Origin of the sequence: Mesorhizobium sp. M1A.T.Ca.IN.004.03.1.1, assembly GCF_003997555.1 — a bacterium.
In the GTDB taxonomy this organism is placed as follows: Bacteria; Pseudomonadota; Alphaproteobacteria; order Rhizobiales; family Rhizobiaceae; genus Mesorhizobium.
The window spans coordinates 104,001-118,361 of sequence record NZ_RZTV01000001.1; the positions used below are offsets into that span (position 1 = coordinate 104,001).

Consider the following 14,361-nt stretch of genomic DNA (forward strand, 5'->3'; position numbering starts at 1 on the left):
CTCAGTCCGTGACCTGATTGCCGTAAAGCGAGACGGCGAGGTCGTGGATGGCCGCGGCCGTGCGCGGCCCGAAGCCCAGCAGGTAGCCGCTATCCATGCTGATCAGCTTGCGAGCAGCTCCCGCGGGCGTCGAGGTGATCGATGGATTGGCCAACAGCTCATCTTCCGAGATCGGCGGACCGGCGTTTTTCATGGTCAGGATCACATCCGGCCTTGCGGTGACGATCGCCTCGTCGGACAGCTGCTTGTAGCCCGAAAAACCCTCGACCGCGTTGACGGCGCCGGCAAGCCTGATGATGCCGTCGCCGGCCGTATCGCTGCCCGCGGCCAGGATCTTGCCGCCCTGCATCGACAGCACGAACAGCACGCGCTTGCGCTCCTTGATCGCGGCCGTCTGCTTTTCGGCCGACTTCAGCTTCGCGTCCGTCTCCGCAGCGAGCTGCTCCGCCTTAGCCTCGACCCCCAGCGCCCTCCCGACGGTGCGGATCTTTTCGAGGATGCCTTCATGGCTGTAGCGCTCCGGCACCTCGATAAAGGGCACGCTCGATTTCTTCAACACGTCGACGGTTTCCTTCGGGCCGCTCCCATGCAGGGCTAGAATGCCCGATGGATTGACCGACAGAACGCCCTCCGGCGACAGCGCGCGCATATAGCCCACATCGGGCAATTTCTGCGCGGCTTGCGGGAAAGAGCTGGTCGAATCACGGGCGACGAGGTGGCCTTCCTCGCCGAGCGCATAGACGATCTCGGTGATCGAGCCGCCGATGGAGGCAATCCGCGAGGTGTCGGAGAAGACGGCCCTACCTTCATCGGCTCCGGCAGGCATAGCGGCGGCGGCAAGCAGAACGGCGACCAGCAGCGCAAGCCCAGAGCGGAAACGGTGAACGACACGCATCGAGTCTCGCCTCATGCAGCGGTCGGGCTGGGGATGCGGGGCAGGTTCTCGGCCAGGAAGCGCCAGTCGTCGCGCTCGCCCTCGCCTTCATGGCGCTTGCCGAAGAACTGGATGATCATGCCCCCCTTGGCGCTGTAAGCCTCGAGCGAGGTGACATGGCCATCCTTGGTCGGCTTGCGCACCGCCCAGACTTCATGGATGTGATCGGTCCTCAGATGCAGGTGGAAGGTCTCGTCGAGCACGTTAATCCATGGTCCCATCGGCTTGACCGACTTGATCGGGCCGGAATGGATCTGGATGCAGCCGCGGTTGCCGACGAAGCACATGATCGGCATCTCGCCTTCCGCCGCGTGGTGAAACATGGCGCTGACGGCATCATTGTCGAGCAGCCATGCATAGTCCTGGCCGACCATGCGCACCGCCTCACGGCGGCTGAGCTTCAGGGTCTTCAGCATGCCGAAGAACTGATGCACGTCGGTCATCCGGCTCCAGCGGTCGCGGAGGTCGTCGATGCTGGCTACCAAGGCTTGCACCTCCACTTCGTCCTCCGGCGCGCTTGAGGCGATTGCGATCGTCGGCTCCTGGTTCGACGATTCAAGGCTCGCCATCAGCTTCTGGTAAGCATAGAGGTTCGAGGCTGCCCGCAGATGCACCTTGTGAACGGCCTCGCCGGCCGCATCGAAGAACTGCAGGCTGCGGCGGATCTCGCCCCCGTCGCGTTTCTCGACGGCAAAGCCATGTGCCCACACTTTCGGGAAGATGCGCAGGTCGATGTTCTCGCCGAGCACCATGGCGTTGTGATTGCCAGTGACGACCTTGTCGTAGACGCCGATCTTTTCGTGCACGGCGCTTTCGTTGCGGGTCAGCGCCATCACTTCGCCGACCGCTTCGAGGCCGCTCAGCAAGTCATTGACGCGCGGCTCGACGCGCACGGCGCCATGGCCGCAATGTGCCGCGACCAGCTCTGCTTCCGAAATGCCGAGTTGGGCCGCCAAATCGCGCTCGCGCATCTTCGGATTGTCTTCCCGCGAACCCCGGATCTCGTCCGGCGACGGCTTCACGCGTTGGTCCATATCGTCCACCTGCCCACTTTTTGTCTGCCCTGTTCGTCTGCCGATCGTGCTTACTTGTTGAGGATCAGCTTGCCCTGGCGGGTGATCTTCAGACGGTAGAGAGCACCATGATGTTCGATGCCGATCTCATGCTCGCCCTGGAACAGCGCGTTGCTGGAGAGCGTGCGCACTGACATCGCCACGCGGTCAAAACGCGCGGGCACGTCGTCGGAGCGGCGGCCGCGGTAGCGAAAGTCGCTTGGGTCATGGCTGTTCATCTCATTCGGTCCCTTTTTCCTGTGCCGGCCACCGGGCCGGTCGCCTCGTCAAATGCCGATTAAATTCTTGACTCGATTTCTCATGTTTAATAGTCGTGCATTACCGGACTAAATGAGTCAACATTTAAGACGCCGGACGCGATCAAAAATGCGAGCGAGCCCCGCGCCAGCCAGCATCGAGCCTGAGAATCTGGAGTTGGGGCATGGGGTTGGTGAATTGGGGACGGCCGACAGATCGGCCGATGGCGAAGGAAATGGCGGCCTTGCTGGCTGGCGCGGCGGCAATCGCGCTCTGTATGCCGGCGGCCAAAGCGCAACAGGCCACCCAGCCGGCGGCTGACCAGCAGAGCGACCAGACAAAGAAGACTGACCAGAAAAGTGCAGGCGACTCGACGCTGCTCGACAAGATCCTCGTCATCAGCCGCACCGGCGAGACGGCGATCCAGTCGCTGGCCTCGGCCAGCCATGTCGACAAGGAACAGCTTGAGCGCCGCATGGCGACGACGCCGAACGAGATGCTGCTTGGCGTGCCGGGAGTTGCAGTGCAGGCCGACGCGCGACGCGTCAGCTCCAGCATCAACATCCGCGGCCTGCAGGATTTCGGCCGCGTGGCGGTGATCGTCGACGGCGCCAGGCAGGATTTCCAGCGCTCCGACCACGGCACGCAGTCGACCTTCTATGTCGATCCCGAGCTCATCAAATCCGTCGACGTGATCCGCGGCCCGGTCGCCAACACCTATGGCTCCGGCGCCATCGGCGGAGTGGTGTTCTTCGAAACCAAGGACGCCGGAGATTTCCTCAAGCCGGAGGAAAGCTGGGCGGCTTCCGCCACCGGTCGCTATGAAACGAATGGCAAGGGCTGGACCACGAGCGCTAGCGGCGCCTATCGCTTCAACGAGAACTGGGACGTTTTGGGTAACATCGTCTACCGCGACTACGGCGACTACAAGAACGGTGGCGGCGAGACCGTTGCCGGCACCGGCTTCGACGTGCTGAGCGGCCTGCTCATGACCACCATTCGCCCGACCGAGAACAGCGAGTTGAAGCTCGGCTGGGTCGGCTCGAAGGACGGGTGGACAGAGACCAGTGGCGGCATTCCGGCCAACGATGTCGACCTGAAATCGAATACCTTCACCGCCCGCTACAACATCACCGACGATGCCAAAAGCTGGCTCGATCTCCACATCAACGCCTCTTACAACAAGACGCTTCTCGATCTGACGACGCTCGTCCCGCAGAACCGTTTCGATCCGACGACCGGCCTGCCCGTGGTGCTGCCCGCCGGGTCGCTCTCGACTTTCGATGTCGGGACGACCGGCATCGACATATGGAACACGTCGCGATTCGAGACCGCCGGCATTGCGCATGAGTTGACTTACGGCGGTGACTGGGTCGGCGACGACGTCGAAACCGGGGGCACAGCCGGCGGCGACAGCTTCTACACGCCGTCAGGTAAGCGCAACGTCTCCGGCGCCTATGTCCAGGACAAGCTGACCTGGGAATGGCTGGAGGTCATCACCGGCCTGCGCTACGACAGGTACAGCCTGAAGGACTCCGAGCACGAGACATCAGGCGACCGGCTGTCGCCGCGCATCACCGTCGGCGTATCGCCCTTCGAAAGCGCTGACCTCGCCGGCCTGCAGTTTTACGGCACCTATGCGGAAGGCTACCGCTCACCCTCGCTGACGGAGACGCTGATCAGCGGTAACCATCCGGCCGGCGTCACCTTCCCCTTCCTGCCCAATCCAAATCTCAAGCCTGAGACCGGCAAGACCGTCGAGTTCGGCGTCAACTACAAGCAGAACAACATTTTCGAAGGCGGCGACGCTCTGCGGCTCAAGGCCGCCTATTTCAACAACAATGTCGAAGACTATATCGACGGCGTCACGCTGTCGGCCTTCGACCCGACCAGCGGCTGCCCGTTCGGCCCCGGCATCCCGATCTGCTTCCAGTACCAGAACTTCGCCAAGGCCAAGATCAACGGTTTTGAACTGGAAAGCGTCTATGACGCCGGCTGGGGCTATGCGGGCTTCTCGGCCTCGGTCATCAACGGCCACACCATCTCGTATGAGGGCGAGCGGGCCGACCTTGCCACCATTCCCTCCTCGCAGGTGACGGCGCATCTCGGCCTTCGCTTCCTCGAGGACAGGCTCACCGTCGGCGGTGAAGTGCAATATAACGGCAAGCCCAAGGGCAATCCGGTGGCCAAGGACTATACGCTGGTCAATGCCTTTGCCAGTTACCAGGCGACCGACAACCTCAAGCTCGACGTCCGCGCCGACAATCTGTTCGATGTCAAATACACCAATCCGCTCAACGCAAGCACGACTGCCGTCCTCTACGAACCGGGCATCACGCTGAAGCTTGCGGCAACCATGCGCTTTGGAGGCTGAGAACCATGAACTTGACGACATCGCTCCGTCTCTTGACCTCGGCGCTGGCGATGTCGCTCGGCCCGGTGCCGGCGCGCGGCCAGTCCGCGCCAGCGCCGGCCCTTAATCTCGAACTCAACGCCGTGCAGCCTTCGGACAAGGGCTGCCGGCTGACCTTCGTCGTCAACAACGCGCTCGGCGCCGACCTGTCGAAGTCCGCTTTCGAAATCGCGCTGTTCAATGAGTCCGGCGTTGTCGACCGCCTCACCGTGCTCGATTTCAAGGACCTGCCGGTCGGCAAGACGAAAGTCACGCGCTTCGATCTCGCGGGCGCCGACTGCGGCAAGCTCGGCCGCGTGCTGATCAACAGCGCGACGGAATGCGCTGGAACCGGCGTCGAGCCGACGGCCTGCATGCGCGACCTGAAGACCTCGACTAAAACCGCCATCGCCTTCGGCGTATAGAGGTGGGGATTGCATCCGGCCCGCCAGGAGACGCCATGGCGTGGGCCATGGGCGGCAACCGATCTTGATTTGACAATTTCTTATCGCGTACGGGCAGGTCTCGGCGCGAGACATGCAGGACATCAATCACTCCTCCGATGCAGGCAGCGAACCGGCGATCACGCCGGCCGAGCCGCTCATGCAGCCGCGGCACTCGGCCGGGCATCGCAAATGGCCGGTGGCGATCATCGCTTCCGGCCTGCTCCATGGCGCTGCGGCGGCCGCGTTCCTGTTCGCGCCTGCCGGGATATTCGACTCCATGGACGCGATTCGGGTCGAGGGCACAGATCAGTCCGGCGCCAACGTCACCGGCAGCGCCCTGGACGACCAGTCGTCCGGCGCCGTGGATGTCACCTTGGTGCCCGATCCGCAGCCGGTGAAACGCCAGGCCGCGCAGCCCGCACCGCCGGTCGAAGCGCAGGAACCAGCAAGCGAACCCTCGACGCCTCAGCTTCCGCCGCAAGCCGTCAAGGAAGCCGCTTCCGCGCCGGATATCGTGGCGGCCACCAGCCCACGCCAGGATGACCAGACTGTCCCCGACGACAGCAAACCTACGCCCGCGACCGAACTGCAAAGCGCTGAAGCGCCCCTTGCCGAGCCTCAACAGCCACCGGTCCCCAGTGCGACATCGAGCGCCCCAGCCCCATCGGCAGCGGCAGACCAGACCAATGCAACCGGCGGCACGGCGGATGGCGATACACGCGACGCGCCTGTTGCCGCCAGCAAGGGCAAGAAACAGGCCGCTGCCGGCAATGCCCTGGAATCCCACTACAGCGGTGAAATCCAGAAGAAACTTGCGCGCGCCAACCGTCGCGTTTCGAAATCGATCCAGGCCAAGGCTCGCAACAACGCCAGGGTGGTTTTCGTCGTCGCGGCCGACGGCAGCGTCAGCGACCTGCAGCTCACTGAAAGTTCAGGGTCCGCCGAGCTCGATCAGTTCGCTTTGACGCTGGTGCGCAAGCAAGCCCCGTTCCCTCCCATTCCACCCGAGACCGGAAAATCAAGTTGGGTGTTCAAGGCGCGGATCGGCCCTTTTTAAAGCCTCCGCGATTTCATCGCCTGGACGAAGTCGGAGAACTTCCGCGCCGCCCATCGCAACGCCGGCACCGCCAAGGTGCATTATCTTGGCCACCCCCAGTTCGAAGGGTTTTCGGTCGTCGAGGGCGCCTGACCGCCGCTAACGCGGCGGCCTTCCCGCACCTGATTAGGCCGCAGCAAGCAGGCTGGCATTGCCGCCGGCCGCCGTCGTGTCAACGCAGACCGCGCGCTCATGCGCATAAGCCGCCGGATTAAGCACCTCGCTGATCAGCGGCACGATCGGCCCGGCGCGCTCGGCAACCACCTTGCGCACGATGCGCGCCGCTTCCGGCGTGCCGGAGAAGGCAACCACGTCGACGCGCAGCGAGCGCGCTTCGACCGGGTCCGGCCGACCGTCGATCGCCGCCAGTGGCAGGCCCTTGCCGGTCAGCGCCGACAGCGCCGCCGGCGCGCCTGGCGCCACTGCCAGAACGGCATTGCCGGCGGCTAAAGCCTGGATTGTCTGCGCAAGCAGCGTCTCGGCATCCGGCCCGAGGCAGAGCACCCGTCCGCGCGGCGCCAGCGACAGCGTGTTGGCCTCGCCGGTCGGGCCCGGCAGGTCGACCTGCCCGAAATCGAGGCCCGCTGCGGCGGCGATGGCCGCAGCCCCCTTGCCGCGCAGATGTTTTCTCAGAATCGCCACGCGATCGGGTCGCGTCGACCAACCGCCAAGCGTCGGGTCCGGCAGATTGTCCGCGAGTTCCGTCGCCGTCACCTTGTGGCCGTCGCCGACTTCCGTTCCGGCTTGCGGGCCCTTGCGGAAGCGGCGCAGATAATGTGGCCCGCCGGCCTTCGGCCCGGTGCCGGACAGACCCTCGCCGCCGAAGGGCTGCGAGCCGACGACGGCGCCGATCTGGTTTCGGTTGACATAGATGTTGCCGGCATGGATGCCGTCGACGAAATGCTGGACGCGGCCCTCGATGCGGGTGTGCAGGCCGAAGGTCAGGCCGTAGCCCTTGCGGTTGATGCCGGCAATCACCGAGTCGATGTCGTCGGCGTCGAAGGTGGCGACATGCAGCACCGGACCGAACACTTCGCGCTCCATCTCCTCGATGCCTTTGACCCGAAAGACATGCGGCGCGACGAAGCGGCCGGCAGCCGGCGCTTCGAGCTTGGCGATGAGGCGCCCCTCCAGCCCCTTTTTCTTGCAGTAGTCGCCGATCGAGGCCTGCGCCTCATCGTCGATGACCGGGCCGACATCGGTCGAGATCAGCCACGGATCGCCGACATTGAGGGCTTCCATCGCGCCCTTCAGCATGGCCAGCATCTTCTTCTCGACATCCTTCTGCACGTAGAGCACGCGCAGCGCCGAGCAGCGCTGCCCGGCGCTCTGGAAGGCGGAGGCGAGGATGTCGCGCACCGCCTGCTCGGGAAGCGCCGTGGAATCGACGATCATGGCGTTCAGCCCACCCGTCTCGGCAATCAGCATGGCATCGGGCGCCGCCGTTTCGGCCAGCTGTTTTTCGATCAGCTTGGCGACCTCGGTCGAGCCAGTAAAGCAGACACCTGCGATGCGCGGGTCGGCGGTGAGCGGCGCTCCGACCGACGCACCGTCACCCGGCAGGAGCTGGATGATATCCTCCGGCACGCCGGCCTCGCGCAGCATCTCGACGGCGCGGAAGGCGATCAGCGGCGTCTGCTCGGCGGGCTTCGCGATCACCGAATTGCCGGTGACGAGCGCCGCCGCGATCTGGCCGGTGAAGATGGCCAGCGGGAAATTCCACGGCGAGATGCAGACGATCGCGCCACGGGCTTCAGTGCCCGCTTCGGCATTCGCCGCCTCGGCCGCATAGTAACGCAGGAAATCGACCGCCTCGCGCACTTCGGCGATGCCGTCGGCCAACGACTTGCCGGCCTCTCGAGTGGCCAAAGCGAAGAACTCGGCGGCATTGGCCTCGTAGAGGTCGGCGGCGCGGTTGAGGATCGCTGCGCGCTCGGCAACCGGGCGTTTTGCCCAGGCCGGCTGCGCCTCCACAGCGATGCGAACGGCCGTCGCGACCTGCTTGGCCGCCGCCTCATGCACTGTGCCGACGACCTCATCGGGCTTGGCCGGGTTGACGATCTGGCGCGGCTTGCCGTAGCCGGCGGCGCGCGTGATCGGCTTGGCATGCCAGCGATCCGCTCCCGCGAATTCCGCCCGCGCCCTGTCGATGGCTGCAAGAGTCACCGCATCACTGATGTCGAACCCTTTTGAATTGCGCCGGTGGGCGCCGAAGATCGCGGCGGGCCGCGCGATCGCCGGATTGGCGGCGGGGCCTTGTTTCTCTACAGCCTCCAGCGGGTCGCGGGCGATTTCTTCCGGCTCGACCTCCTCGTCGGTCAACTGGTGGACGAAAGAGGAGTTGGCGCCGTTTTCCAAGAGCCGCCGCACCAGATAGGCGAGCAGGTCGGAATGCGCACCGACCGGCGCGTAGATGCGGCAGCGCGTCCTTTCGGCCTTGCGCACCGTCTCGTGCAGCGATTCGCCCATACCGTGCAGACGCTGGAATTCGAAGGAGTCGCGATCCTTCGCCATCGACAGGATGGCAGCCACCGTGTGCGCGTTGTGGCTGGCGAATTGCGGATAGATGCGGTCGGTCATCGACAGCAGTTTTCGCGCGCAGGCCAGATACGAGACGTCGGTGTTGGTCTTGCGGGTGAAGACCGGATAGCCGGCAAGCCCAAGCGTCTGTGCCCGCTTGATCTCGGTGTCCCAATAGGCGCCCTTCACCAGCCGCACCATGATCTTGCGGTCGTATTTTTTGGCAAGCGCATAGAGCCAGTCGATGACGAAGGCCGCGCGCGGGCCATAGGCCTGGACGACGACGCCGAAACCATCCCAGCCGGCAAGCTCCGGTTCGGCGAGCACGCGTTCGATGACGTCGAGCGACAAATCGAGCCGGTCGGCCTCTTCGGCATCGATGTTGAGGCCCATGCGCGAATGCCGCGCGGCAAGCGCCAGCGACAACAACCGCTCGGCCATTACCGGCAGCATCTTCTCCTTCTGCGCCACCTCATAGCGTGGATGCAGTGCCGAAAGCTTGACCGAAATGCCGTGGTTGTAGCGAATGTCCGGGCCATTGGACCCCGCGTCGAGCGAGGAAATCGCATCCGCATAGGCGCGGTGATAGCGCAACGCATCAGCCTCGGTGCGGGCCGCCTCACCCAGCATGTCGAAGGAATAGAGATAGCCCTTCTGCGTCATCGGACGGCCGCGCTTGACCGCCTCGGCGATGGTGCGGCCGAGCACGAACTGCTCGCCCATTTCGCGCATCGCCGCCGCCACGGCCTTGCGGATGACCGGCTCGCCGAGCCTGCGCACCATGGCGCGCAGCGTGCCTTCGATGCCGCCCTCGCCTTCATCGAGCACGCGGCCGGTCAGCATCAGCGCCCAGGTCGAGGCGTTGACGAAAATGGAACTCGAGCTGCCCGAATGCGCCGACCAGTCGTGCGGCGCGATCTTGTCGGCGATGAGATCGTCCATCGTCTCGGCATCGGGAACGCGCAGCAGCGCCTCGGCGAGACACATCAGCGCCACGCCTTCCTTGGTCGACAGGCCATAGGCCGAAAGAAAGACCTCCATCAGCCGAGGGTCGGTCGAGCCGCGCACCGCGCGCACCAGATCGGCCGCACGCGCCGAGATCGCCTTGCGCTCTTCCGCCGAAAGCCCGGCAGCCGCGGACAGTCGCCTCACCGCCTCGTCTTCGTCGGGCAAATAGTTGGCGCGGATCTGCTGGCGGATGGCATCGAGCGGCATGTCGGATCCATGAGAGCAAGCGTTAGCGAGCAGGTCTGGCGGTCGCCGGACCGATTGGCGCAAGCTAGCACAGCTGGGAGCCCAGGTCGGTCCAAAGAAATCGACGAGACAGTCCATTCGAACTATCGTATAGGCTTAGCTCCCGCCATTTTGACCGGAAGACCGATGAGCGAAGACCAATTGGACCGCATTGACCGCAACATCCTGGCCGCGCTCGGGCGCGACGGCCGGCTTTCAATGTCCGAGCTGGCTTTGAAGGTCGGGCTGTCGAAGACCCCGGTGCAGGCCCGTGTGAAGCGTCTTGAGAAGGAGGGCTACATCAGAGGCTATCGCGCGATTATCGACCGGGAGCGCATGGGCGAAGGACATGTCGCCTTCGTCCAGGTGAAGCTGTCGGATACGCGCTCGGCGGCGCTCGACGCGTTCAACCGCGCGGTGCAGGGCGTGCCGGAGATCGAGCAGTGCCATATGATGGCGTCGAGCTTCGACTATCTCCTGAAGGTCCGCACCACCGATATCGCCGCCTACCGCCGCGTGCTCGGCGAGCGCATTTCGGCCCTTCCCCACGTGGCACAGACTTCCACCTTCGTGGCGATGGAAACGGTGAAGGATCGCTAGCGCAGTTCCAGGAAAAGTGCGCAGCCGTTTTCCGTCCGGAATTGCACAAAATTAAGACTCTACTCCGACAGAGTCTTCAGAAACGCCACCAGAGCGGCGCGCTCGCGATCGGAGAGCTCGAGCGGGTGGATCTCCGAAACGCCTTCAACGCTGGACGCCGCTTTCGAATAATGCGCCACCACCTCGTCGAGGGTCGAGAACTGCCCGGCATGCATGTAGGGCGCACGCGTAGCTGCCCCCCTGAGCGACGGCGTCTTGTAGGCGCGCACGAGTTGCTGCCCGTCCTTCACCATGAAGCGCAATTCGCGGCAGGCGCTTTCATCGCCGTCGCGGAACTTGCCGAAGCAGTTGAACGGGTCCGCCTGCACTTGAGCCACGGCATCGACCCGGCCGCGGTCGGGCGGCAGATCCTTGACCGGCGGCACGCCGGTGTTGTGGAACGAATTGTCGGTGAAGCGCGGCCCGTTATGGCAGGTCACGCAATTGGCCTTGCCGATGAACAGCTTCAGCCCGAGGATCTCTTCCGGCGAGAAGGCAGCATCGCCTTGCGGCTTGGTGCCGGTCGCGAGGTCGATCGCGAAGCGGTCGAAACGCGTCTGCCCAGGTTCGATCGAGCGCTCGAAGGCCGCGATTGCCTTGCCGATATTGGCAAAGACGCGGTTGACGTCTTCGGCCTGCCTGGCGGGCATGGCGTTCCATGCCGCCTTTTCGGCCTCGGTGCCGAGCGGGCTGGCATTGGCCGGCACGGTGGAAAGATCGGGCAGCCGCCCGAAAATGCGCTCATAGCGCTCGCCGAACCGCTCCTTGATGTAATGCGCGAAGGCCGCGCGGTTGCCGGCCTGCTCCAGCGGGTTTTCGAGCGGCGTCAGCGCTTGCGCCCACAAACTGTCGCGGCGTCCGTCCCAGAAGAACCAAGGATCGCGCGCCACGCCGGCCAGCGGCATGGTTCGGCGATTGGTGTGGCCGACGCCGACCGCCCGCGGCAGGTCGTCCTGGAACTGACGGTCGATCTTGTGGCAGGTCGAGCAGGACACGGTGCCGCCGCGGCTCATACCGACATCGAAGAACAGCGTCGATCCGAGCGCCGCAGCGGCCGGCACATCGGCATACTGGTTCGTCGTGTCCGCTTTGAGAGCCGGCAGCGTGTTCAACGCCAGCGAGGCGATGGTCTTCTTCTCGGCGTCGCTGAGCTCGGGCTCGCCGCAACCGCCAAGCCAAGCGAGCGCAGCCAGAGCGGACAGGCTTGCCAGGCGGAGAAGACGCTTCATCGGCCGCTCACAACACGATGTTGAAGACGACGGAATCGGAACCCGCCGCCGCGGAGATCGCGAAGCGCAATTGCCACCAGCCGCTCATGGTGAATTTCACGCCGTCGATGCGGTAGCGTCCCGCCCCCATATAGTCGGTCGCCTGCGGGCTGGTCGGCAGGCCGTGATTGTGCTGCGGCATGCCGCCGGAAACGGTGATCGCGGCGCCCTCCACCGGAGCGCCGGCGGAGGTCTTCAGTGTCAGCAGCCAGGATTGCAGCTCGCCCTGCCGGATGACGCCGCGCTCCGGCTCGAAGCTCGCAACGAACAGGCCGCTCGCCGTCTTTTTCGAACGCGACGTATCGGGGCCCGGTGCCGAATGCGGCGCCGTCAGGTAGACGACAGTCAGAATGCCGACCAGCAGGGCAGCAAGACCGAGACCCGCAAGAATGTAACGCCATATCGATGCCAAACCGGCTCCTCTTCGGCTGATAACGTCACGGGCTGCGCGCAGCATCCCTCCCGCCTGTGGGAAATCGCTTCTGGCGCAAAAATCGGCCTGCGCCAAGCATGGCGCTGCCGGCTGCAAAAAGCTACAGCACCAAAGCTTTAGGAGGACAAGTCATATGGAAGCCAATGGTGTCGCGTCGATCGGCGAATGCATGCTCGAACTGTCGGGCCAGGCAGGACCGAACTGGCGTATGGGCTTTGCCGGCGACACCTTCAATACGCTATGGGCGCTGCATGCGCTCAGCCCCGGCCGGCCCGCGACCTATGTCTCGGCCTTCGGCGACGACCCTTTTTCCCGCGATCAGATCGCGTTCTTAGCCCAGAACGGCATCGGTATCGGCAGCAGCCCGGTCATTGCCGGCGCAAGACCGGGCCTTTACGCCATCACGCTCACTGGAGCCGAGCGCGCCTTCACTTACTGGCGAAGCGATGCTGCCGCGCGCCAGCTTGCCTCCGATGCAGCGGCACTGGCGAAAAGTCTTGAAAACCAGGCGCTTGTCTATTTTTCCGGAATCACTTTGGCAATTCTGGATGATGCCGCGCGCAAAACCCTGCTTTCGGCCGTCGCGACAGCACGCGCGGCGGGTTCGCTGGTCGCCTTTGACCCGAATTACCGTCCCAGGCTGTGGCCGAGCCGTGAAACCGCGCAGGCTGCGATCTTGGAAGCGCTCGCCGTCGCGGATATCGCATTGCCCACTTTTCCGGATGAGCAGATGCTGTTTGGCGATGAGGCGCCGGAAACAACTGCCAGGCGTCTCGGAGGAGTGGTCGGCGAGGTTGTCGTCAAGAACGGCGAGCAGCCGGCATTGATTGCCATGGACGGCGCCTCGGAAACAATCGAGGCAGTGCATGTCGCCTCGCCTGTCGATACAACCGGCGCCGGCGATTCCTTCAACGGCGGCTATCTCGCCGCCCGGCTTGCCGGTCACGCCCCAGTCGACGCGGTTCGGCGCGCGCATCGGGTGGCTGCGGCCGTCGTACAGGTGCGCGGCGCGCTCGCGCCGTTCGAGATTCTAAGAACAGCCTTTGGGATCTAGCTAGGGAGCCGGAACCTGTATTCCGTCACCTGATGGTAGATCTGGCCCGGCCAAAGCGTGGCCTGTGGGAAATAGGGCCGGTTCGGCGCGTCGGGCCAGGTCTGAGCTTCGAGGCAGAGGCCTGAAAAGGCTTTGTAGCCGCGCCCGTCCAGCCCAGGGGAGGACGGCGCGACATACTGGCCGATATAGAGCTGCAGGCCGGGCTCGGTGGTCCAGACTTCCATTTCGACGCCGGAACTGGCGCCCTGCACCCAGGCTGCCTGGTGCAGCGGTCCACGGCTGGAGGCGAGGCAGTAATTCAGATCGTAGGGAAGCTGCTCGCCTTCCGATTCCATGCGCAGCGGCCGCGCCTGGCGGAAGTCATAGGGCGTGCCGTCGACGGGCTTCACCGCGCCGGTCGGGATCATCTCTGCGTCGACGGGCGTATAAGCGCCGGCATTGAGCATCAGCCGGTGGTCGAGAGTGTCGCCCGCGCCCCCGTCGTCGAGATTGAAGTAGGAGTGCTGCGCAAGATTACAGAGCGTCGGCTCCTCGCATGTGGCGGTCAGTTCCATGCTGAGCGTGCCGGGGATCTTCAGCCGATAGGTGCAGGTGACGTCCAGCGCGCCTGGAAAGCCCATCGTGCCGTCGGGATCGTGCAGTGTCAGCGTCACGAAATCGCGCCCGTGCAGCGAGACCGACCATGGCCGGTGGAAATAGCCCTGCGAGCCGCCATGCAGCGTGTGTTTCCCTAGAAAATTGCGCTCGGTCTGGTAGCGCTTGCCGGCGATGGTGAAGCGACCGTCGCGAATGCGGTTGGCGAAGCGGCCGACGACGGCGCCGAAATAGGCGCGGTCGGTCTCATAGGGCTCGAACTGGTCGTAGCCCAACACCAGCGGCGCATCATGGCCGGCGAGCCGCAGATCCTGGATGATCGCGCCAACCCCGATGATGTTGGCCGTGAGACCACCGCCACGGATGGTGAAGCGGCGAACAGCCTCGCCCGCCTGCGTCGTGCCGAAGACCTCGCCGTCCTTCATCGCTGTGCCCGAAAACG

12 protein-coding genes and 1 pseudogene are annotated in these 14,361 nt (G+C 64.5%); 6 read left to right on the forward strand and 7 right to left on the reverse strand.

Annotated features, from left to right (window positions below; genetic code table 11):
* Position 1: 1 nt before the first annotated feature.
* The 3 genes from EOD29_RS00515 to hemP are packed head-to-tail and all read right to left on the reverse strand — an operon-like array spanning position 2 to position 2,225.
* Entirely contained in the window at positions 2–895 is an 894-nt protein-coding gene (locus tag EOD29_RS00515) for a hemin ABC transporter substrate-binding protein (protein ID WP_127245681.1), read from the reverse strand.
* Between the two features lie 11 nt (positions 896–906).
* Entirely contained in the window at positions 907–1,968 is a 1,062-nt protein-coding gene (locus EOD29_RS00520) for a hemin-degrading factor (RefSeq protein WP_127245682.1), read from the reverse strand.
* Positions 1,969–2,018: 50 nt separating this feature from the next.
* Complete coding sequence (gene hemP, locus EOD29_RS00525) at positions 2,019–2,225, reverse strand: hemin uptake protein HemP (protein WP_127245683.1); 207 nt, start codon at positions 2,223–2,225, stop codon at positions 2,019–2,021.
* Between the two features lie 203 nt (positions 2,226–2,428).
* Here hemP and EOD29_RS00530 point away from each other — a divergent pair, with 203 nt between their 5' ends.
* From EOD29_RS00530 to EOD29_RS00545, 4 genes and pseudogenes are all read left to right on the forward strand, one after another.
* Complete coding sequence (locus EOD29_RS00530; protein ID WP_127245684.1) at positions 2,429–4,618, forward strand: TonB-dependent hemoglobin/transferrin/lactoferrin family receptor; 2,190 nt, start codon at positions 2,429–2,431, stop codon at positions 4,616–4,618.
* Positions 4,619–4,623: 5 nt separating this feature from the next.
* Positions 4,624–5,061, forward strand: coding sequence for a hypothetical protein (locus EOD29_RS00535; protein ID WP_067329442.1), 438 nt, complete (start codon positions 4,624–4,626; stop codon positions 5,059–5,061).
* 217 nt (positions 5,062–5,278) lie between these two features.
* The gene (locus tag EOD29_RS00540) at positions 5,279–6,139 is read left to right on the forward strand and encodes a TonB family protein (protein ID WP_245475175.1); all 861 of its coding nucleotides are present in this window, start codon (positions 5,279–5,281) and stop codon (positions 6,137–6,139) included.
* A 9-nt stretch (positions 6,140–6,148) separates the two neighbouring features.
* A pseudogene (locus EOD29_RS00545) lies at positions 6,149–6,271 on the forward strand (antibiotic biosynthesis monooxygenase); the annotation flags it as partial.
* Between the two features lie 33 nt (positions 6,272–6,304).
* On the opposite strand, the gene putA reads toward EOD29_RS00545, so the two are convergent.
* The gene (gene putA, locus EOD29_RS00550; RefSeq protein WP_127245686.1) at positions 6,305–9,913 is read right to left on the reverse strand and encodes a bifunctional proline dehydrogenase/L-glutamate gamma-semialdehyde dehydrogenase PutA; all 3,609 of its coding nucleotides are present in this window, start codon (positions 9,911–9,913) and stop codon (positions 6,305–6,307) included.
* Positions 9,914–10,078: 165 nt separating this feature from the next.
* Between putA and EOD29_RS00555 the strand changes: the two genes are divergently transcribed.
* Positions 10,079–10,531, forward strand: a complete 453-nt coding sequence (locus EOD29_RS00555) for an Lrp/AsnC ligand binding domain-containing protein (RefSeq protein ID WP_095778463.1) — start codon at positions 10,079–10,081, stop codon at positions 10,529–10,531.
* Between the two features lie 59 nt (positions 10,532–10,590).
* Here EOD29_RS00555 and EOD29_RS00560 read toward each other — a convergent pair whose 3' ends face one another.
* Entirely contained in the window at positions 10,591–11,799 is a 1,209-nt protein-coding gene (locus EOD29_RS00560) for a cytochrome c peroxidase (protein WP_127245687.1), read from the reverse strand.
* A 7-nt stretch (positions 11,800–11,806) separates the two neighbouring features.
* Complete coding sequence (locus EOD29_RS00565) at positions 11,807–12,250, reverse strand: FixH family protein (protein WP_095802017.1); 444 nt, start codon at positions 12,248–12,250, stop codon at positions 11,807–11,809.
* Positions 12,251–12,404: 154 nt separating this feature from the next.
* Here EOD29_RS00565 and EOD29_RS00570 point away from each other — a divergent pair, with 154 nt between their 5' ends.
* Positions 12,405–13,325: a sugar kinase gene (locus EOD29_RS00570; protein ID WP_067329424.1), complete on the forward strand. Its 921-nt coding sequence runs from the start codon at positions 12,405–12,407 to the stop codon at positions 13,323–13,325.
* Here EOD29_RS00570 and EOD29_RS00575 read toward each other — a convergent pair.
* Positions 13,322–14,344: an aldose epimerase family protein gene (locus tag EOD29_RS00575; RefSeq protein ID WP_127245688.1), complete on the reverse strand. Its 1,023-nt coding sequence runs from the start codon at positions 14,342–14,344 to the stop codon at positions 13,322–13,324. The two genes, EOD29_RS00570 and EOD29_RS00575, sit on opposite strands and share 4 nt — an antisense overlap.
* Between the last annotated feature and the right edge of the window lie 17 nt (positions 14,345–14,361).